The sequence below is a fragment of the Flavobacterium cheongpyeongense genome, from assembly GCF_003202435.1.
Lineage (GTDB): Bacteria > Bacteroidota > Bacteroidia > Flavobacteriales > Flavobacteriaceae > Flavobacterium > Flavobacterium cheongpyeongense.
Genome location: NZ_QJHK01000009.1, coordinates 134,388 through 154,908, shown reverse-complemented (window position 1 = coordinate 154,908; position 20,521 = coordinate 134,388). Strand labels below are relative to the sequence as shown.

The 20,521-nt window shown below is 35.4% G+C and carries 17 protein-coding genes and 1 pseudogene; 9 read left to right on the top strand and 9 right to left on the bottom strand.

Features of this window, described 5'->3' with window-relative positions; all coding sequences use genetic code 11:
- Positions 1-345: 345 nt before the first annotated feature.
- Positions 346-1,710, top strand: a complete 1,365-nt coding sequence (gene hemN, locus DMB65_RS12075) for an oxygen-independent coproporphyrinogen III oxidase (RefSeq protein WP_110306899.1) — start codon at positions 346-348, stop codon at positions 1,708-1,710.
- A 251-nt stretch (positions 1,711-1,961) separates the two neighbouring features.
- Positions 1,962-2,642 (top strand): Crp/Fnr family transcriptional regulator, encoded by a 681-nt coding sequence (locus tag DMB65_RS12070; RefSeq protein ID WP_110306898.1) that lies wholly within the window; start codon positions 1,962-1,964, stop codon positions 2,640-2,642.
- 5 nt (positions 2,643-2,647) lie between these two features.
- Here the strand turns inward: DMB65_RS12070 and nadA are convergent, their stop codons facing one another.
- From nadA to ric, 9 genes and pseudogenes are all read right to left on the bottom strand, one after another.
- Entirely contained in the window at positions 2,648-3,577 is a 930-nt protein-coding gene (gene nadA, locus DMB65_RS12065; protein ID WP_110306897.1) for a quinolinate synthase NadA, read from the bottom strand.
- 157 nt (positions 3,578-3,734) lie between these two features.
- Entirely contained in the window at positions 3,735-4,169 is a 435-nt protein-coding gene (locus DMB65_RS12060) for an RrF2 family transcriptional regulator (protein ID WP_110306896.1), read from the bottom strand.
- 33 nt (positions 4,170-4,202) lie between these two features.
- Positions 4,203-4,652, bottom strand: a complete 450-nt coding sequence (locus tag DMB65_RS12055; protein ID WP_110306895.1) for a CopD family protein — start codon at positions 4,650-4,652, stop codon at positions 4,203-4,205.
- The gene (locus tag DMB65_RS12050; protein ID WP_110306894.1) at positions 4,649-5,860 is read right to left on the bottom strand and encodes a hypothetical protein; all 1,212 of its coding nucleotides are present in this window, start codon (positions 5,858-5,860) and stop codon (positions 4,649-4,651) included. Before DMB65_RS12050 ends, DMB65_RS12055 begins: the two co-directional genes overlap by 4 nt.
- Before the next feature lie 47 nt (positions 5,861-5,907).
- Positions 5,908-6,354: a hypothetical protein gene (locus DMB65_RS12045; RefSeq protein ID WP_110306893.1), complete on the bottom strand. Its 447-nt coding sequence runs from the start codon at positions 6,352-6,354 to the stop codon at positions 5,908-5,910.
- 11 nt (positions 6,355-6,365) lie between these two features.
- Positions 6,366-6,830: a hemerythrin domain-containing protein gene (locus DMB65_RS12040; protein WP_110306892.1), complete on the bottom strand. Its 465-nt coding sequence runs from the start codon at positions 6,828-6,830 to the stop codon at positions 6,366-6,368.
- A 39-nt stretch (positions 6,831-6,869) separates the two neighbouring features.
- On the bottom strand, positions 6,870-7,559 hold the full coding sequence (locus DMB65_RS12035) for an anaerobic ribonucleoside-triphosphate reductase activating protein (protein WP_110306891.1): 690 nt from the start codon (positions 7,557-7,559) through the stop codon (positions 6,870-6,872).
- A pseudogene (locus tag DMB65_RS12025) lies at positions 7,543-9,864 on the bottom strand (ribonucleoside triphosphate reductase). The gene DMB65_RS12035 and the pseudogene DMB65_RS12025 overlap by 17 nt, the downstream one beginning before the upstream one ends.
- Before the next feature lie 33 nt (positions 9,865-9,897).
- The gene (ric, locus tag DMB65_RS12020) at positions 9,898-10,626 is read right to left on the bottom strand and encodes an iron-sulfur cluster repair di-iron protein (RefSeq protein WP_110306888.1); all 729 of its coding nucleotides are present in this window, start codon (positions 10,624-10,626) and stop codon (positions 9,898-9,900) included.
- Positions 10,627-10,998: 372 nt separating this feature from the next.
- Between ric and nirK the strand changes: the two genes are divergently transcribed.
- From nirK to DMB65_RS11985, 7 genes are all read left to right on the top strand, one after another.
- On the top strand, positions 10,999-12,483 hold the full coding sequence (nirK, locus tag DMB65_RS12015) for a copper-containing nitrite reductase (protein ID WP_110306887.1): 1,485 nt from the start codon (positions 10,999-11,001) through the stop codon (positions 12,481-12,483).
- Positions 12,484-12,577: 94 nt separating this feature from the next.
- Positions 12,578-13,276 (top strand): formylglycine-generating enzyme family protein, encoded by a 699-nt coding sequence (locus DMB65_RS12010; RefSeq protein WP_394336109.1) that lies wholly within the window; start codon positions 12,578-12,580, stop codon positions 13,274-13,276.
- 24 nt (positions 13,277-13,300) lie between these two features.
- Positions 13,301-13,888, top strand: a complete 588-nt coding sequence (locus DMB65_RS12005) for an SCO family protein (protein WP_110306885.1) — start codon at positions 13,301-13,303, stop codon at positions 13,886-13,888.
- 23 nt (positions 13,889-13,911) lie between these two features.
- Positions 13,912-15,189 (top strand): alginate export family protein, encoded by a 1,278-nt coding sequence (locus DMB65_RS12000; protein ID WP_110306884.1) that lies wholly within the window; start codon positions 13,912-13,914, stop codon positions 15,187-15,189.
- Between the two features lie 243 nt (positions 15,190-15,432).
- The gene (locus DMB65_RS11995; RefSeq protein ID WP_110306883.1) at positions 15,433-16,914 is read left to right on the top strand and encodes an MFS transporter; all 1,482 of its coding nucleotides are present in this window, start codon (positions 15,433-15,435) and stop codon (positions 16,912-16,914) included.
- Between the two features lie 258 nt (positions 16,915-17,172).
- The gene (locus DMB65_RS11990; RefSeq protein ID WP_110306882.1) at positions 17,173-18,222 is read left to right on the top strand and encodes an MFS transporter; all 1,050 of its coding nucleotides are present in this window, start codon (positions 17,173-17,175) and stop codon (positions 18,220-18,222) included.
- A gap of 80 nt (positions 18,223-18,302) precedes the next feature.
- Entirely contained in the window at positions 18,303-20,519 is a 2,217-nt protein-coding gene (locus tag DMB65_RS11985) for a molybdopterin oxidoreductase family protein (RefSeq protein WP_110306881.1), read from the top strand.
- Positions 20,520-20,521: the final 2 nt, after the last annotated feature.

The window sequence follows — 20,521 nt, the reverse complement described above, 5'->3', positions numbered from 1 at the left end:
GTGGCTGCGGTTATTATTGATTTTCATAAATGCGGTGTTATTTGTTTTAAGCAAAGAAAAGAAATCAGGTATAAAAAAAACATGATAAATATTAGGTTTTGAAAGTTTTGTTGTAGCTAGAATAGGTGTTAAATTAAAGATTTATAAAAAGATATTTTTAATTTAAACTGGTAGCTAATCTTTTGGAAGTCATTGTGTAATCTGCAGTGTTATGATATTTATCATATTACAAAAGCAGTATACTTCGGATATTTGTAATGCATTAGAATGGTAATAGCTAAAAAGATTCATTTCAATTAAAAAAAGTTCTATTTCATTTTCTTCCTAATTTCTAAAATTAAAATTATGTCAAAGTCTTTAATTCAAAAATATAATGTTCCAGGTCCCAGATATACCAGTTATCCAACTGTTCCGTACTGGAATGAAATACTTTTTTCAATAGAGGAATGGAAGATTTCTTTTCAAAAATCATTTTTGGAGAGCAATTCACAAAATGGGATCAGCCTATATATTCATTTGCCTTTTTGTGAAAGTTTGTGCACTTTTTGCGGATGCAACAAACGAATTACTAAAAATCATTCAGTAGAAGAAAAATACATCATCGCTGTTTTAAAAGAATGGAGTATTTACTGTGGACTGGCTTCTGAAAGACCAATCATAAAAGAAATTCATCTGGGAGGCGGAACTCCTACTTTTTTCTCATCAGATAATTTAGAAAAACTTATAAACGGTATTTTTAGTCTAGCCGATAAAGCTGAAAGTCATGAGTTCAGTTTTGAAGGCCATCCCAACAATACTACTTATGAGCAGCTTAAAAAATTATATAATTTAGGATTTCGCAGAGTAAGTTTTGGCGTTCAGGACTACGCTGAAAAAGTCCAGAAAGCCATTCACAGAATTCAGCCATTTCACAATGTGGCAAAAGTCACCTTTTGGGCAAAAGAAATTGGTTATACCTCAATTGGACACGATATTATTTTTGGATTGCCTTTTCAAACAATTGAAAACATTGTGGACACCATCGAAAAGACAAATTCTTTAAAACCAGATCGATTGGCTTTTTACAGCTATGCGCATACGCCCTGGATCAAAGGAAATGGACAACGTGGATTCAATGAAGCCGACCTTCCAAAAGACATCGAAAAACGAACATTATATGAAACAGGAAAAAACCTGCTTTCTCAAAACGGCTATCATGAAATTGGGATGGATCACTTTGCTTTAGCTTCTGATAGTTTGTATAAGGCTGGTCATAATGGGGAATTGCATCGAAATTTTATGGGATATAGCTCTTCAAAAACCCAGTTAATGATTGGATTGGGAGTTTCAGCTATCAGTGACAGCTGGTACAGTTTTGCGCAAAATACAAAGAGATTGGAAGAATATTATCAACTATTGGAGTGCGACCAACTACCTGTTGTCAAAGGGCATATACTTGACAAGGAGGATTTAATTATTCGCAAACATATTCTCAATTTAACTTGTCAATTTGAAACTTCGTGGAATGATAAGGCTTTTTATTTTGACGAATTACAAAGTGTTTTATCCGATTTAAAGGAATTGGAAAATGATAATCTGGTAATTATCGAAGAAAATAGAATCAAGATCACAGATGCAGGCAGACCTTTCGTCCGTAATATTTGTATGGCTTTCGATTTGCATTTGAAAAGAAAATCTCCCGAAACTAATCTTTTTTCAATGACAGTCTAAACGATTAATTGAATTCCTTGCACAAATTGACTCATATTCTGAAATTTTCTAGTTACGCTAATTATCAAACATGATATCCTGGCAGGGTCGATTCGTTTAACTACTTTCTGGATTTAAGATGACATCGATATGCCAGTAGCCACTTTATCAATCTTAAATAATAATTTCGCTGGAAAAGAAAATTATTCAAATTTTTCAAGTAATGTAGTGTAATAACTCTAATTATTCTACTTTTGCAGCAAAAAATTACTATGAATAAATGCGATCAATGTATTGTAAGACAGCTTAGTGCATTGAAAGCACTAAACAAAGAGCAAATCATACAATTGGCAAATAGTAAAAGCACTCAGGTAATTAAAAAAGGGGAGGCTATAATAGAGGAAGGAGAAGTAATTAATGGGGTTTTCTGTATAAAAGATGGTATTGGAAAACTTTCTAAATTAAGTGCCAATGGAAGGGACCAGATTGTTAAACTTGTAAAGTCAGGTGAACTTCTGGGGCAACGTTCAATGATCAGCAATGAACCTGCAAACTTGTCGGCTACAGCAATTGCTGATATGGAAGTCTGTTTTATTCCAAAATCTGAAATCATTCAATTTTTTAATAATAACAATCAGTTTTCAATGAACTTAATGCAGTCTGTTTGTGATGATTTGAAACATGCGGATGAGCATACTGTGGATATGGTACAGAAAACTGTTAAGGAAAGATTGGCTGAAAAGTTATTATATCTTAGTGACACTTTTGGTGTAAATGCTGATCAATCCTTAAAAGTGCAATTATCAAGAGAGGAATTAGCCGGAATGATCGGTACAGCCACCGAGAGTTGCATCCGAATGCTTTCTGAGTTTAAAAAATCAGGGCTGATCGAATTAAAAGGAAAGCTGATTTTTTTAAAGGATATTAAGGGATTAAAAAAAGAAGCCAGCTAACATCATCATCTGGATAATTCCAGCATTCTTTCAATAGGGACAAACGCTTTTTTCATTATATCAGCAGGAACTTTAATTTCAGGCGTTTCATTAAGCAAACAGTCGTATAATTTTTGTAACGTATTTACTTTCATGTACCCACATTGGCTGCAGGCACAAGTGTTGTCTTCGTTTGAAGGTGCCGGTATCAATATCTTATCAGGAACTTCCAGTTTCATCTTATGAAGGATTCCCACTTCTGTAGCCACAATAAATTTGTTGCCCGGATTGGTTTTAACATATTCAATCATTCCTGCTGTCGAACCAATATAGCTGGCTGTTTTTAAAATATGGGTTTCAGATTCAGGATGGGCAATAATTTGCGCATCTGGATTTCGTTTGTACAATTCAATTAATTTATCAAATGAAAATGCTTCATGAACCACACATGCACCGTCCCAAAGCAACATTTCCCTGCCTGTTTGTTCCATTACATATTTTCCCAAATTTTTATCGGGAGCAAAAATAATGGGTTTGTCTTTTGGTATAGAATTTACGATTTTAACTGCATTAGAAGAAGTTACCACAATGTCAGTTAAAGCTTTAACCTCTGCAGAACAATTCACATATGTAATAACAATGTGGTCTGGATGGGCTTGGGTAAATTGTTGAAATAAATTGGCAGGACAAGATTCAGCCAATGAGCAGCCTGCATTCAAATCGGGAAGAATTACTTTTTTGGACGGATTCAAAATTTTTGCAGTCTCAGCCATAAAATGCACCCCTGCAAAAACAATTATATCAGCATGCACCTGCATTGCTTCTTGTGACAATCCCAGGCTGTCACCCACATAATCTGAAACATCCTGAATATCCGATTCCTGATAGTAATGTGCCAGAATAACTGCATTCTTCTCTTTTTTTAGTTTCAGTATTCGCTCTTTAAGGTTTTTCATTATTAAATTATTTTTAATTATTCTCATTTGTTTTAAAACAAATGAGTTGATGCTGATACGTATGTTGGGTTTTTAAAATCGGTAAGTTTTTTGAAAATTAAGTTTTGTTCGTTTTCGGAAAATCCAATCAAACAAAACTTTCATTATGACACTAAAATTAATACCTAAGGAAGGTGTCTCCCGATTTAATACCCAAAGCCAATTCTTCCAGATTTGTATTTTCAAGCGTGAAAACCAATTCTTTCCGAATAGATATAAATTTATCGTGCATCGGACAAGGATGGTCTTCAGAACAATTACTTAATCCTAATGCGCAACCGGTCAAAATGCGATCGCCATCCAAAGAATTAACTATTTGCGCTAATGTAATTTCTTTCATATTCTCTTTGGAAATTTCAAAACCACCGCCCACTCCTTTTATAGATTTAATAATATTGTCTCTCGATAGGATTTGAAGAATTTTGGCTGTAAAAGCCTCCGGAGAATCGATTTTTTTGGCAATTTCTTTCAAGCCGATGCGATTGTCCTGATAGGATTGAAAAGCAATAAAAATAGCTGCACGAATGCCATATTCACATGTTTTAGAGAACATAATCTTTTTTTTGTAATGTATAAATCATATAAATCAAAGCCCGCCATAACGCACAAAAGATCCAAAAACAACCATCAAAACCCCAATTATGGTAACTGATAGAATATGAAAGGTCATTTCAGGCAACTTCTCAGCATTTTTTTCAAGTTTTGGCAGCACTCTAAATTGAGCACTCAAAGCAAAAAGAACCGTCAATAATAACAGAGCTAATTTTGTTGAAACAACTTTTTCTATAGGTGTCTCGAACTGAAACCAATATTCGATGCTAACACCATATTTATAGGCCATTAAAATTCCGGTAATGACCAGCAAAACCAGAGCAGTCATGCCAACAGGTTCATACTTTCTTTCATAATCGAGAATTATAATCTGATTTTTTTCTTTTAATGCTTGTGGCAAAAAACCAAAGACAAGCAACAAATGACCACCAACCCAAATGGCGGCACTCAAAAGATGGATGATTAACAATAAATGGTGGCTCATATGGTTTTAGGTTTTAGTTTCAAAATTTCAACAGATAGCATTATAAGGCCTGCTGGCATAAAAATACTGTATAAGGTTAGATTTTGATAATAATTCGGTAAACTTCCTTTACCCAAGAAAAACCAAATGCCCTGAAGAAACAAAAGAATTTCAGTTGTAAAAAATCCGAATAAAAAAATTGCGATTCCCCATGTTTGAATACGGTTTCTCGAATTTAAAAAATCATTTTGTAATGCAAATCCAAACAGGAAACCTGTAATAATTCCCAACATAGTCAAGTGAATGTATCCAATGACAAAATTACGAATCTGATGGGATACCTGTGCAAATTCCGGAAGCAAAACCACCAGTTGAATAACGACTTTTAAAGCCAATGAAAACAAAGCAAAACCATAAACTATTTTTGTGATCGTTGGTAAAGCAGCAAAAAAGGATTGAAACTGCGGGCGGATAAATTGTATAAAAAGTACCGCAGCATATAGCTGAAGCATTACTCCAAGAGCATTTAACCAATAAAAAACCGGGTTAGGCAAATACCAACTTACCGGCAAAGCCAATGTTAAAAAAGTAGAAGCAACAAATAAATTATAAAATATCCTGAATTTTTTAGCTTCAATCATAAGTATTGCCTGTTTGAAAAACAAAGCCAAAATGGCAAACAGAAACCAGCCATTAAATTGAAAATGAAGAAAAAACTGAATCGCTATTTGATAAAAAGCGCTTGCTTTACCTAACAATGAAACTGCAGGACCAAGGCACCAGACACCCAAAGTAGAAAAAATCATGAAAAACAACGACGTACGAAGCAGCTTTTTTTCAGCCAGAGTTGTTGGATTGGCATCCTTTATAATTAAATAACAAAAATAGTAGCTGCAAAAAATATGCAAAGTCGAAAAAAGAATAGAAGCAAAAGCATATCCTTGCGCCGGAAAATCAACCATCATTCCGACTACAGCCAGTTCTGTTATCCAAAATAATTGGTTGTAGATGGGTTTTTGCTGTTTTTCTTTTGGAACAAAAAAATGAAAAATCAAACAGTACAACATCATATAGACCCAGCCTAATATCGCCACGTGTGAATGGCCGTGCATTAAAAACTGAAAATTGACTCCGGTGATCGGTGCAACATACATCCATCGAAGCAACAGTCCCATCAATGAAGCGATGAAAAAATTAGAAAAAATACAGAGTAACCAACTCTTCTTCATGATTTTATAAAGGATTTAATTCTTGATGCTTAAAAGTGTTTTGTGCATTAAATAAAAAATAGCTTATATTCTTCTAAATAAGCAATAATTTCTTTCTTAATTAGAGCTTTATTGGAATCCTCAAGATTATCAATTTTTAATTTTAACGGAATCAAATAGTTGTGTAACTGATTGTGGGCTTCACCTTTCATTGTACATTTTTTAAAAATCATGGCAAACTCAGATTTCAGTTTCTCTTTCAAAATCAATGCGCTTTCTTCTTCGCCTGATTCCAGAATTATTTTTTGTAAAGTAGTAATCCCTTCAGTAGTTTCTGGGTTGGCTTCCCATAATTGTCCTTTGTTCAGACTCACTTCCGCGGCTGTTTCGGTATTTTTTTCCGAAACTGAATTTATTTCATTTGTTTCTTTAGATGTTTGATCTTCTTTGTTTTTTTGGCATGATCCGATAGATACAATGACCAATAAAAATAATACTAGTTTTATTTTTTTCATTTTGTTAAATTTTAGCTCCAAAAATCAGCATCTTCATTTTCTATAAAAGCTTCCTTTGAATGTATTTCTTCTATTTTTTTTAATTGTTCTTTTGTGGCTGCTTTTTGAATTTCAGCAAATAAAACACGCTCTTCAAAACGGATATGAGAGTCTAACTCTTTTTCGATTCTTTTTAAATTTATTTCCAGATCCGAAGTACTTTCAAATAATTCGTTTAACGTTTTGTGTTCTTTCAAAGCCTGCTCAATGAGGGTGTTATCTGCTTCTAAGATCGTGAAAACGTATTTTTCCTCCAGTTCAAAATGCGTCTTTAAGTAAATCTCATAAAACCAATCGACGTATTTTTTGATGCGCTGCAGGTCAATATTTTTCGCCATTCCAGTTTTAATTTTCCAGCAAAGTAGCAGACCATGATGGTGGTCGTGGCTTAAAGGTCTTAGTTCCGGAGCTCTTTTGATGGCCGTAGTTGATTTCATTTGATTAAAATTTATTGATTGATTTAAAAAAATAGATTACTATCCTCTAAAATGAATTTTAATTTTTTCTGTACCAAGATTTTGGTTATCCAATTCTTTAAAAGAATGACCAAGTTTTTCTATTGTCGAGGATCCATTAACAAAATGCTGAATGTAATAATTTCCTGAATATCCCAAATTTTCCAGAAAAAACACCATTTCCTGGATATCTCCTTTGTTTAATAAACCAGAGTGCACTGTTGTACGAACTTCAAAAGGTACTGTATGATGAAGCAATAAAAGTAATGATTTTGCAAAGGGAATGAAAAGTTTTGATTGGGTTATCTTTGCAAATTTCGCAGGCATTGCTTTAAAATCAAGTGCTACATAATTAATGAGTTCTTTTTGAATCAGTTCTTCCAGTATATCCGGCTGTGAGCCATTGGTGTCAATTTTGATCAAAAAACCCATTTTTTTGACTTCTGTAATAAACAAAACAGCCTTTTTATGTAACAGACATTCGCCACCGCTAAAAACTACGGCATCCAATAGATTAACCCTGCTTTTGAGGAATTGAAGTGCTTTATCAAAAGTAATATGTCCTTTTCCGTATACAATTTCTGGATTATAGCAATACAAACACCGCATATTACAGCCTGCAAACCAAAAAATGCAAGCTGATTGGTGCGGATAATCTAATAAAGTAAACGGTGTAATACTGTAAATAGGGGCACTAACATTTTGCTTCATTGAAATGGGTTCGCTGTTTGTGTTCGCCTTTTTTTCCGATATTAAAACTTTCTACGGGTCTATGGTAGCCCATTACTCTTGTGTACACCAAGCATTTGGTACGTAATTCTTGATTTTGTACTAAAATCGCGTTGGTTGTTAGTTTCATATTTGTTGTTTTTTAGTTATGAATTGTGTAAAAATTGCGGTGTGGTTTTTTTCAAATCTCTATAAGCTTTGTTTTTTCTTCAATAATAATTTCATCACATTTTGGGCAATATTCATGCTCTCCGTTCAGATAACCATGAACAGGGCAAACACTAAATACAGGTGTGACTGTGATGTAAGGCAATTTAAAATTAGTAATCACTTTTTTTACAAAATTTTTGCAAGCTTCAGGTGAGCTGATTCTCTCGCTCATATATAAATGCAAAACGGTTCCACCGGTATATTTGCATTGCAATTGATCTTGTAGCATCAACGCTTCAAATGGGTCCTGGGTAAAATCGACAGGGATTTGGGAACTATTTGTGTAGTAAATATTTTTTTCTGCTCCCGCCTGAATAATATCGTCAAAACGTTTTTTATCCTCTTTGGCAAATCGGTATGTGGTTCCTTCTGCCGGAGTGGCTTCTAAATTATAAAGATTTCCAGTTTCTTCCTGATACTGCTTCATTCTGTCCCGGATGTGTTCCAGAATTTCAGAAGCAAGTTCAATACCAGTTTCAGAAGTTATGTCGTCTTCATTATGGGTAAAATTCTGTATCATTTCGTTCATTCCGTTTACACCAATAGTTGAAAAGTGATTTCTGAAATGTTGTAAATACCGTTTGGTGTAGGGATACAATCCACGATCGTACATTCCCTGAATAAAAGTTCTTTTTTTCTCTAAAGTTGATTTGGAAATCAATAAAAGCTTGTCCAATTGTTGAAATAAAGCTGCTTTGTTTCCTTTGAATAAATAACCTAAACGAGCCATATTAATAGTTACCACGCCAATACTTCCTGTCATTTCAGCGCTTCCAAAAAGTCCGTTTCCACGTTTTAGTAGTTCGCGCAAATCGAGTTGCAAACGGCAGCACATACTGCGAACAGCATTGGGCTTGTAGGCATTTTCATTTTCTATTTGATTGCCATTTTCGTCCAAAACATATTGGCTTCCAATGAAATTTTGAAAATAAGAAGAACCAATTTTCGCTGTGTTTTCAAAAAGCAGGTTTGTGTTCTCTCCATCCCAGTCAAATTCTTCGGTAATATTAACCGTTGGAATAGGGAAGGTAAAGGGCTGCCCATTGGCATCACCTTCTGTCATTACGGTATAATACGCTTTATTGATTAGATTCATTTCTTTTTGAAAATGCTCGTATCGTAAATTAGTAACTTCAGAAACTCCTCTGCTTTTAGCCCTTGTCAATAGGTCTGTACTATTGTTCTTTTCAAAAATATGACAATCATTTTTAGTCGGAATTTGTGCTTTTAAATCCTCAGGAACAACCCAGTCTAAAGTGATATTAGTAAAGGGAGATTGTCCCCAGCGTGCGGGAACATTCAGGTTGTACACAAAACTTCGTACCGCTTTTAAAACGTCATCATAAAGGAGATCGTCTTTGAATACATAAGGAGCCAAATAGGTGTCAAAAGAACTAAAGGCTTGTGCACCTGCCCATTCGCTTTGCAAAATCCCCAGAAAATTTGCCATCTGTCCTAAAGCTTCCCTAAAATGAGATGGCGGTTTGCTTTCCACCCGGCCTCTGACTCCATTGAAACCTTCATTTAACAATACACGCAAACTCCAACCCGCACAATAGCCCGTGAGGCAATCCAAATCGTGAATGTGAATATCACCATTGCGGTGTGCATAGCCTTCTTCTTTAGAATACACTTTATCCAGCCAATAATTTGCGATAACTTTTCCTGCTACATTGCTAACCAATCCTGCGTTCGAATAAGAGGTGTTGGCGTTGGCGTTGATCCGCCAATCTGTTTGTTGTATGTATTCTTCAATCGTTTGGGTGCTGTCGACATAAGTTGTATCATCATTCAATCCTTCAAGATGTTCGCGTTGCAGCTTTCTGGTGTGTCGGTATAGCATAAAGGAGCGCATGGCATCAAAATGGTTTTTATCGAATAATTTTTTTTCGATTACATCCTGAATTTCTTCAACAGACCATACTTCTTTGTTTTCGAGTTGTATAGCCACACTTTCAAAAACACTTTCATCAACAGCTATAGAGACACTCTGAAAAGTTTTTTCAATTGCATCTTTGATCTTATAACTTTCAAATGGCTGATACTTTCCATTTCTTTTGATGACATAATTTTCCATAGTTGTTGGTTCTTAGTGATTGAAAGCTACTTATTATTGAGCTGTAAAGTCTTTTTCAAGTTTGGCAGCTTTTGGAAATAAAATATTATTCTCCAAATGAATGTGTTTATGCAAATCCTGCTCAAATTCTTCTAGCATTGCAAACGTAACTTTATAAGTATTACAGCCATCGGCTGGCGGTGTATAATTGTTAGTTAATTCTGCTATTTTTCTAAAACGGACACCTTCGGCGTCGTGCTCGTGCATCATCATAGCAATTGGATTTTGAATTGTTTCAAAATGAGGCAGCTCAATTAATTCATCAGATAGAGTAGCATGAACCATTTTTTTTATAAATGGGAACAAAATCAGCTCTTCTTTTTTCATATGTTGTGCCAATTCTCCTGCGCAGCCTTTAAAAAGCTCATTTATTAATAATAGTTCAGGATGTTTTGCGCCATGCACTCTGCTGAGCTTATCTAAAAACTGCAGCAGTATTGGTGTTTTTACTGATACATATCTGTGATGCGTTTTTTCAATATAATCAGCCAATAAATCAATCGGCCAGGCATTGTAATCAATTCCTGAATCGCTTTTTGATGATAGAACTGTTTCAATTTCCTGTAATAAAACATCTGCAGTCACTGCTTTTTTCTGGCAGGCTTCTTCAATGCTTCTGTTTCCGTTACAGCAAAAATCTATTCCGTATTTTGAGAACAAGGCTGCTGTTCTAAAATCTTTTGCCACGTATTCTCCGATTGTAATTTGTTCTAAAGTTTCCATAATTTTTATTTAGATTATAATTTGTAAATGATTAAACGATGATGATCTTAATAAAAGAGTATTTTGTCTTTTAATTAAACACACTTCATCATTTATTTTGTTATCCAGTTGTCTTATTATTATTTAATGTATTATTTGATATTGTAAAATTCGTATAATTATAAAATGCAGAATATGATTTAAATCATAAGACTGCATTTTTTTAAATATTTTTTTAAAGTGACCTTAACCATTTTTATTTTTAAAGGAAAATAGTCAGCTGTAAATATCTTTTCTTTTGGAGTTTTTTAAAAATAGTGAATATGACAAATATCATAATAAAGGATATTTTTATCCTTTATTTTTACACTATAAATTTCAAACCAAAATAATATGAAAACCAGTGTTAAATTAAACAGACAAATAAGGGGGTTTTTTATAATGTTGCTTGTTTTAGTCGGATTTTTTTCTTGCAAAAGAGGAAGCGATGAAGCAAAAAATTATCAAAATATTGAGGCCAAAGGGCAGCAAACTGCCGAACTCACGGCGCCTCCGTTTGTTCCGAAAGCAGTAGGAGACCGTGAAGCTACAAAATTAGTGGTCAATATGGAAATTAAGGAAATTGAAGGAGAAATGGTAGATGGTGTAAAATATACTTATTGGACTTTTGGGGGTTCTGTTCCCGGAAGTTTTATCAGAACCAGAGTGGGTGATGAAGTAGAATTTCACCTAAAAAACCATCCGGATAACAAAATGCCTCACAATATTGATTTACACGCGGTAACCGGACCAGGAGGAGGAGCAACCTCATCGTTGGTTGCCCCAGGTCACGAAAAAGTGTTTAGTTTCAAAACCTTAAATCCCGGTTTATACGTGTATCATTGTGCTACAGCACCAGTTGGAATGCATATTGCTAACGGAATGTATGGGTTGATTTTGGTTGAACCAGAAGGAGGCTTGCCACCAGTTGATAAAGAATATTACATCATGCAAGGTGATTTTTACACCAAGGGCAGTTATGGGGAACAAGGTTCTCAACCTTTTGATATGGATAAAGCCATTAAGGAACAAGCTGATTATGTGGTCTTCAATGGGAAAGTTGGAGCTCTCGCCGGAGATAAGTCTTTAACGGCCAAAGTTGGTGAAACTGTCCGTATTTATATGGGGAATGGAGGTCCTAATTTGGTGTCATCTTTCCATGTTATTGGAGAAATTTTCGACAAAGTGCATATTGAAGGAGGGGATATGATCAACGAAAACGTACAAACTACCTTAATACCTGCAGGTGGTTCGGCCATTGTGGAGTTTAAAGTAGATGTTCCGGGAACTTTTATACTGGTAGACCACTCGATTTTTAGAGCCTTTAATAAAGGAGCACTTGGAATGCTGAAAGTTGAAGGCGAGGAAAATAAAAAATTGTATTCTGGAACCATACAAGATGGAATATATTTACCAGAAGGTGGGACAATTCAAGGTATGCCAAAAGGCAAAGCAGTTCCTAAAACTACTGTTGCAAAAACTGTTCCTGAACAAATTAAAGCCGGTAAAGAATTATTTGACCGTACCTGTTATGCCTGTCACCAATCTGAAGGGCAAGGTATTCCGAATGCTTTTCCTCCATTGGCAAAATCAGATTACCTGAATGCGAATCCAGATAGAGCTATTGGCGCGGTATTGCACGGATTAAGTGGAGAGATCACCGTTAATGGCAAGAAATTCAATAACGTGATGACCAGTCAGAACCTAACTGACGAGCAAGCTGCTGATGTTCTGACATACATATACAACAGTTGGGGCAATAATAAAACAGTAATAACTCCGGCAAAAGTAAAAGCTGTTAGAGCCAAACCTGCTCCAAAAGTAGCCCAGGAACATTAGAATAAATCAAAAAAAGTAACAGATGGCAGTATTTAAAACAATATCAATCCTATTTATATTCTGTGTAAGTTCTCTTTTTGCTCAAGAAGAAAAAATGGCATCCATAAAAGGCGGCAGTTTTGTTCCCCTTTATGGTGCTACTTCTGAAAAACCGGTCAAAATACCTTCTTTTACTATTGATGTGTATCCAGTTACCAATATACAATTTCTTGCTTTTATCAAAAAATACCCAGAGTATAGTCGTTCTAAAATCAAAGGTATTTTTGCAGATAAAAGTTATCTGGCACAATGGACAAGTGATTTCGATTATGGTTTAAAGAATTTAAACAATGCCCCGGTTACCAATGTTTCCTGGTTTGCTGCCAAAAAATATTGCGAATGTCAAGGCAAAAGACTGCCAACAATGGACGAATGGGAATATGTAGCCATGGCCGATGAAAAACGTATTGATGCCCGTTCTAAAAAAGAATTCAATAAATACATTTTGTCGTGGTATGAGAAGCCAAAAACCTATTTAAACCCTGTAGGTCAAACCTTCAGGAATTACTGGGGGGTTTATGACATGCACGGTTTGGTGTGGGAATGGACAGGCGATTTCAATAGTATCTTTCTGTCAGGGGAGTCCCGAAAAGATAAAGCTACAGATAAGAATCTTTTTTGCGGCAGCGGATCCGTAAATGCCACCGATTTAATGGATTATGCGGCTTTTATGCGCTATGCTTTCAGAAGCAGCCTGAAAGCAAATTATACCACCAAAAACTTAGGTTTTCGCTGTGCCAAAGATTTAAAATAGGTTCTAAACTATTTATATAAAAAAATGAAAAAACTGTTCCTGGGATTAACATTAGTCCTTTTAGTTTTACAGGGATGTAATACTAATAAAAAATCCGAAGATAAACCGATTTCAGATTTATCCATATACAATCTGCCTTCAAAATGGACCAATCAAAATGGGCAAAATCTTGAAATGAAGGATTTAAAAGGCAAAGTGCTCGTTATGGTAATGATTTATACTTCCTGCAAGGCAGCTTGTCCCAGATTAGTGGCCGATATGCGAAATATAGAATCTCGTTTGTCTGAGAACATCAAACCCGATGTAAAGTTCCTATTGGTAAGCATAGATCCGGAAGTTGATACTCCGGCACGATTAAAAGAATTTGCTATTGCTAATAAAATGGATGGAGGACAATGGGATTTTTTGAGATCCACAGAAGAAAATACCCGAGAGTTTGCAGCGGTTTTGGCAGTCAACTACAAGAAAATTGCTCCTTTAGATTTTTCGCATTCAAACATAATAAGTGTTTTTAATGCCGAAGGGGAATTAACATTTCAGCAAGAAGGTTTGGGTGTAAATTCTGAGGCAACGATTAAAAAAATTACTGAAGAAGCTGAAAAGATAGAGTAAACTTATTCCTTAAAACTTACAAAATGAAAATCTTGAAAATTATTGTTATAACACTTTTACCAGTGTTCAGCAGTATTGCTTTTGCTCAGGAACTGGATGCAAATTTACAGATCAGACCTCGTTATGAGTTTAGAAATGGCTATAAAGCCCCAATTCCTTATGGAGAAACGGCAGCTCAATTTGTTTCATCCAGAACTCGTTTGAATCTGAACTTCAGGCAAGATCAATTTATTACCAGACTTAGTATGCAAAATGTTCGTGTTTGGGGAGATGTACCCACAAATACCAAATCAGATGTAAACGGGATTCAGTTATATGAAGCCTGGGTGCAATATAACTTTAGTGAAAAATGGAGTGCGCGTTTAGGCCGTCAGGTGATTTCGTATGACAATCAACGCATTTTTGGTGAAGTCGATTGGGCACAACAAGCGCAAAGTCACGATGCTGCGATAACAACTTTTAAAAGTAACAAAAACCATCTGGATGTAGCGATTGCATATAATGCAAATGCTGAAACCGAACTTGCAACACCTTATAACGTGCTAAATTACAAATCGATGCAATATGCTTGGTACCATACTGAGTTATTGAAAATAAATATGAGTTTCTTGTTTTTAAATACAGGTTATGAAAATAAATTAACAGATCCAGTTCCAACACCAACACCCGAATTGAAAGTAGATTACATGCAGACTTTTGGAACGTATTGGAAAACCAAAGGGAAATCCTGGGATGTAGACTTATGGTTTTATGGGCAAACAGGAAAAAATGCAACTAATACAGTAAATGCTTTTGACGTAGCTCTTAATTTTAATTATGACCTGACCGATAAGTTTAAAGCTGGTTTTGGATACGAATATCTTTCCGGAAAGAGCCAGGAAAATACTAGTTCAGCAATAAAATCCTTTCATCCTGTTTTTGGAACCAATCATGCCTTTAATGGATATATGGATTATTTCTATGTGGGAAATCATAAAAATTCGGTTGGTTTAAAGGATGCTTTTTTGAAATTTGCATACAATGTCAACAAATGGCAATTTGCGTTATTTCCCCATGCTTTTAATACTGCGAATACCGTTTTGGATGCTAATGGAAATGAAATGAAGAACTATCTTGGTACGGAAATCGATTTTACATTTGGCTATTCAGCGCATAAATTTGTGAATGTAACGGGAGGTTATTCCCAAATGTTTGCTACCGATACCATGCAAAGATTGAAAGATGGCCACGTTGATCACGTTAACAATTGGGCGTGGGTAATGATTAATGTAAATCCTCAGATTTTTTCGCATAAAAAATAATTTTTAATTCACTTGAAAGCTGTCTAAAATGCTATATTCTAGAAAGTTTTGCATAACCCCAATGGGCTGATTGGATTAGTATTTGTTTTTTTTCATTTTGTGAAATACTGGGTTTTATAGCTTATTTTTATTAATTTCATCTTTATTTTCTGGTTATTTTGACTTGAAAACAATAAATGATTTATATCATGTTTTAGGATTACGGACTATTTTATCTTTGTTTAAGAATTAATTAAAGTAAGTATGAGCAATTTATCACAATCACACAGAATATTATTTTTAAACACACTTGCTTTTGCAGTCTGTTTTGCTTGTTGGACTTTAAATGGTGTTTTAGTCACTTTTTTAGTTGACCAGGAAATATTTGATTGGAATGTAGTTCAAATCGGATGGTTATTGGGAATTCCAATACTTACAGGCTCGCTCATGCGGTTACCAATGGGTATTTTAACAGATAAATATGGAGGTCGAGTGGTGTATTCTGCTTTGCTGATTTTGGCATCTATTCCATTGTTTTTGCTTCCTTTTGCTGCCAATTTTTGGATGTTCGCACTATTGAGTTTTATGTTCGGAATGGTAGGAACAAGTTTTGCTGTTGGTGTGGCCTATACTTCACTATGGTATCCTAAAGAATGGCAAGGACGTGCCTTAGGAATTTTCGGAATGGGTACTGCAGGAGCTTCTATTACTCCCTTTATAGCACCCAGTATGCTAAAATACTTTTCAGAGTCAGATCCAGTAAATGGGTGGAAATATTTGCCTGTTATTTACGGTGTAGTATTGTTGACGATGGGTATTGTTTTTATTCTTTTTTCGAAAACTAAAAAAATAGAAGCAAAAGCAAAAACAGTTAAAGAACTTTTACAACCGCTTAAAGAGGTGCGTGTTTGGCGCTTTGGAACCTATTACTTTTTGCTGTTTGGTTCGTTTGTGTCATTTTCCCAATGGTTGTTGCCTAATTTTATGAATGTTTATCATACAACTTTAATTTTAGGAGGGCTGTTTACTACTTGTTTTAGTTTACCAGCTGGTATTATTCGTGCTTTTGGAGGATTTTTATCCGATAAATTTGGAGCAAGAAAAGTGATGTATTGGGTATTGAGTACTTCGGTAGTGTTGAGTTTTTTACTTTTGTTTCCAAAAATGAATATTACTACTTCCGGTAGCGGCTTGATGGCAGCAAAAGCAGGAACGGTTACACAAGTTTCACCATCTAAAATAGTTATTGGAGAAAAAGAATATTTAGTTACTTCAAAAGATGTTAATGCAGAGCACAATCCGTTTTTTCCATCTAAAAAAACATGGCAGGAAGTTGTTGTAGCAGAAAATCAAAAAGTTCAGAAAAAAGAATTAATTGCAGACGGAATCACGCAAATTCATTTTGAAGCGAATATGTGGGTTTATCTTGTCTTGGTTATTTTAATTGGGACTTGTTGGGGAATTGGTTCGGCAGCAGTTTACAAACACATTCCTGAATATTTTCCAAATCAGGTAGGGGTTATAGGAGGAATGGTTGGAATGATTGGTGGTTTGGGAGGATTTATTGGTCCAATAGTTTTTGGATACCTGCTTGCTTTTACTGGTTTTTGGACCAGTTCATGGCTCTTTATCTTTGTCTTATCTATTATTTGTTTGATTTGGATGCACCGTGTAATTGTAAAAGTGACTAAAGAAAAACTACCTGAATTTGCTCAGGATATGGATAGAAAAGATGTTTCAGAATAGCCAATGAATATAAAATATTATTAATTTTTATTATAAATTAGAACGAAATTAATCAATTGATCTTGCAATCGATTAGCCTCTTGCTTTTTTTTTGTAAATTAACCTCTTTAGTAGTACAACATTTTTAAAAGCTGTTTTTATAAATAGTCAGAAAATGAAACCTATTTCATGTATTTGGTTCGGATTGTAATTTGTAAATTAACAGTTATTCTTTAATAATTAGTGTTTAAAAGTGACTTGAAGTAATGATAATTTAAAATGAAAAATAGAAACTACAATATAAAGGCTTTACTAATTGCCGCTTCCATGTCCGTGCTAATGATCATATTAGTATTTTATGGATCCAGAAAACTGCAAAATTTTGATGCGGCATTAATTACGTATTTATTTGGGACAGTATTTGCTTTTTTTGGTATTGTGTACCGCTATTCTGTTTGGCTGCAAAGGCCGCCAACGTGGATTTATTTCAAAAGAGGAGTAAGTTATTTGTTTACGGGAAAAGTGTTTTCTCACTTTTGGTTTGCTTCAAAAGAAACCATCGAAAATATTGCATTTCAAAAATTTATTTATCCCCGGGGAAAATACCGATGGATGGCGCATTTTTTGATCGCCATTGGCTGTACATCCGCTTTTTTAATTACGATTCCACTGACTTTTGGTTGGATTCATTTCACTATGGCCCCCGATTCAATATCGGTTTACGAAGCACATTTTTTCGGTTTCAAGGTCATGGAATTTAAATTGGGTTCTATTATGGCCTTCCTGACTTTTCATGCCCTGAACTGGTCTTCTTACCTGGTTATTTTTGGTTCATTATACTATTTAAGAAGACGGTTGACAAATCCTGGCCTGATTGCTACTCAAACTTTTGAAGGTGATTTATTACCTCTTATTTTATTAATTGCCATTTCTGCTACAGGATTAGGGTTAACCTATTCCTATCAATTTATGAAAGGTTTTGCCTTTGACTTTCTAGCGGTTTTGCATGCTGTAACGGTAATTATGTTCTTAATCTGGATTCCATTCGGAAAGTTTTTTCATATCATTCAGCGTCCGGCACAAATTGGGGCACATATATATAAGAAACAGGGAATGAAAATGGGAATGGCAGTTTGTGAGCACACAGGAGAAGAATTTGCTACCAATTTGCATATAAAAGATCTTAAAACGGTAACTAAAGAATTAGGTTTCAATTTTGACAGGCCGGATGGAACATCACATTTAGATTTAAGCCCTGAAGGAAAAAGATCCCGTTTAGCACAAGCCCACTTGAAAGCACGACTAGAAGGCGGAAATTTATTTGGTTGATTTTTTAATTTAAAGTTTAATTAAAATTTAAAAATAAACCCTAGTGCCTTTGCGCCTTAGCGGTGAAAAAATATAAAAACATGGCAAAATTACCTGTTTCAGAACAAAACATTATAACACAATTTGGTCCTCATAAAAACTACACCCCTAAAGATGGTTATGAAGGAAGAGATGAACCAGATGAATTGGTAAAAACACATTGTTGTTTTTGCGGAATGCAGTGTGGTATTCAATTGTCGGTAAAAGACAACAAAGTAGTGGGCTTTGAACCCTGGATGGAATTTCCGTTCAACGAAGGACGATTGTGTCCTAAAGGGGTGCAACGCTATTTGCAAAACAACCATCCTGATCGTCTTTTGTCACCGATAAAAAGAGTTGAAGGACAAGGATTTGTACCAACAACCTGGGATGATGCCATGGGTAAAACAGTTTCTGAAATTAAAAGAATTCAAGAGAAATATGGAAACGATGCGTTCTCAGTTCTTTCTGGAGTTTCGCTGACCAATGAAAAAAGTTATTTGATGGGTAAGTTTGCCCGGGTAGCTTTGAAAACTAAAAATTTAGATTACAACGGACGTTTGTGCATGGTAAGTGCAGGAGCAGGAAATAAAAAAGCATTTGGCCTCGACCGGGGTTCTAATAACTATTCTGATTTAGAATATGCTGAAGTAATTATTGTGGCCGGAGCCAATGTAAGTGAAACTTTTCCAACTTTAACCCATTGGATTTGGAAAGCCAGAGACCGTGGAGCAAAACTGATAGTGATTGACCCGAGAATGATTCCGTTGGCCAGAACAGCGGATCTTCATTTGGATGTTCGTCCTGGGACAGATTCAGCTTTGTATGGTGCTATGTTAAAATATTTGGTGGATCACGACATGCTGGATCACGATTTTATTGACAATCATACGTCTGGTTTTCAGGAAACGATAGATTCTGTAAAAGACTATACCTTGGAATGGGCAGAGGAAGTTACAGGTATTAAAAAAGAAAAAATTCAACAAGCTGCCGAATTGTGGGGCAAAGCCAAAACGAGTTTTTTACTTCATGCTCGCGGAATCGAACATCATTCTAAAGGAGTAGATAATGTTTTGGGTTGTATTAATTTAGTTTTAGCAACAGGGAGAATTGGACGCCCGTATTGTGGTTATGCTACTATTACTGGACAGGGAAATGGACAGGGAGGTAGAGAGCACGGTCATAAATGCGATCAATTACCAGGGAATAGAGACATTGAAAATCCGGAACATCGCAAATATATTTCAGAAGTTTGGGGTATTAATGAGAAAGATATGCCCGGAAAAGGGTTGTCGGCTTATGAAATAATTGAAGCCATTCATCGTGGGGAAATCAAAGGATTATTGTCTATTTGTTTCAATCCGTTGGTTTCCCTGCCCAATAGTAATTATGTTCGGGAGGCTTTAGAAAAGTTAGAATTTTATGTTTGTATTGACTTTTTCTTAAACGAAACAGCTCGTCATGCCGATATTGTTTTGGCAGGATCATTACAGGAGGAAGAAGAAGGGACCACCACTTCAGCCGAAGGGCGTGTTATCCGAATCCGTCAGGCAGTTACTCCTCCGGGAGATGCAAGAACTGATACTTCCATTGTTTTGGAATTAGCCAAACGTTTAGGAGAGGAGGATAAATTTACGTATGATAGCAGCGAAGCCGTTTTTAACGAATTGCGGGTAGCTTCAAAAGGAGGAACTGCTGATTATTACGGAATTACCTACCAGAGAATTGAAGACGAAATGGGTGTTTTTTGGCCTTGTCCAGAAATAGGACATCCGGGAACACCGCGTTTATGGGAAGATAAAAAATTTAGAACAGCTGACGAAAGAGCGCATTTTAATCCAGCGCCTTACAAACTTCCAGGTGAGGTGCCTGATGCCGATTATCCAATAATTTTGACGACGGGACGTGTGGTTTCTCAATATTTGAGTGGTACACAAACACGAAGAATTGGAAAATTGGTTGATCAGTATCCAGAACCCTTATTGGAAATTCATCCAAATTTAGCGTACCAATACGGAATCAAACAGAGGGAATTGATAAAAGTTACAACCCGTCGTGGTGAAGGAATTTTTCCTGCAAATATTGTAGAAACGATTCGCGAAGATACGGTTTTTATACCGTACCACTGGTCTGGAAAAAAATCAGCAAACCAATTAACTCCCGGAACATTAGATCCTATTTCTAAAATTCCGGAATTTAAAGTTTGTGCTTGTCATCTGGAACCATTGCGTGAAATAGCACCACCTTCTAGCGAATCTATGGCTTATGCTAGTGTTTAACA

Bases quoted from the DNA above. Each gene is read 5' to 3' on its own strand.
- DMB65_RS12050 (WP_110306894.1), bottom strand. From the start codon at position 5,860: ATGAAGAAGAGTTGGTTACTCTGTATTTTTTCTAATTTTTTCATCGCT.
- DMB65_RS12045 (WP_110306893.1), bottom strand. From the start codon at position 6,354: ATGAAAAAAATAAAACTAGTATTATTTTTATTGGTCATTGTATCTATC.
- DMB65_RS11985 (WP_110306881.1), top strand. From the start codon at position 18,303: ATGGCAAAATTACCTGTTTCAGAACAAAACATTATAACACAATTTGGT.
- DMB65_RS12040 (WP_110306892.1), bottom strand. From the start codon at position 6,830: ATGAAATCAACTACGGCCATCAAAAGAGCTCCGGAACTAAGACCTTTA.
- DMB65_RS12010 (WP_394336109.1), top strand. From the start codon at position 12,578: ATGGCATCCATAAAAGGCGGCAGTTTTGTTCCCCTTTATGGTGCTACT.
- DMB65_RS12055 (WP_110306895.1), bottom strand. From the start codon at position 4,652: ATGAGCCACCATTTATTGTTAATCATCCATCTTTTGAGTGCCGCCATT.
- DMB65_RS11995 (WP_110306883.1), top strand. From the start codon at position 15,433: ATGAGCAATTTATCACAATCACACAGAATATTATTTTTAAACACACTT.
- DMB65_RS12070 (WP_110306898.1), top strand. From the start codon at position 1,962: ATGAATAAATGCGATCAATGTATTGTAAGACAGCTTAGTGCATTGAAA.
- nadA (WP_110306897.1), bottom strand. From the start codon at position 3,577: ATGAAAAACCTTAAAGAGCGAATACTGAAACTAAAAAAAGAGAAGAAT.
- DMB65_RS12000 (WP_110306884.1), top strand. From the start codon at position 13,912: ATGAAAATCTTGAAAATTATTGTTATAACACTTTTACCAGTGTTCAGC.
- DMB65_RS11990 (WP_110306882.1), top strand. From the start codon at position 17,173: ATGAAAAATAGAAACTACAATATAAAGGCTTTACTAATTGCCGCTTCC.
- hemN (WP_110306899.1), top strand. From the start codon at position 346: ATGTCAAAGTCTTTAATTCAAAAATATAATGTTCCAGGTCCCAGATAT.
- DMB65_RS12005 (WP_110306885.1), top strand. From the start codon at position 13,301: ATGAAAAAACTGTTCCTGGGATTAACATTAGTCCTTTTAGTTTTACAG.
- DMB65_RS12060 (WP_110306896.1), bottom strand. From the start codon at position 4,169: ATGTTCTCTAAAACATGTGAATATGGCATTCGTGCAGCTATTTTTATT.
- DMB65_RS12035 (WP_110306891.1), bottom strand. From the start codon at position 7,559: ATGAAGCAAAATGTTAGTGCCCCTATTTACAGTATTACACCGTTTACT.
- ric (WP_110306888.1), bottom strand. From the start codon at position 10,626: ATGGAAACTTTAGAACAAATTACAATCGGAGAATACGTGGCAAAAGAT.
- nirK (WP_110306887.1), top strand. From the start codon at position 10,999: ATGAAAACCAGTGTTAAATTAAACAGACAAATAAGGGGGTTTTTTATA.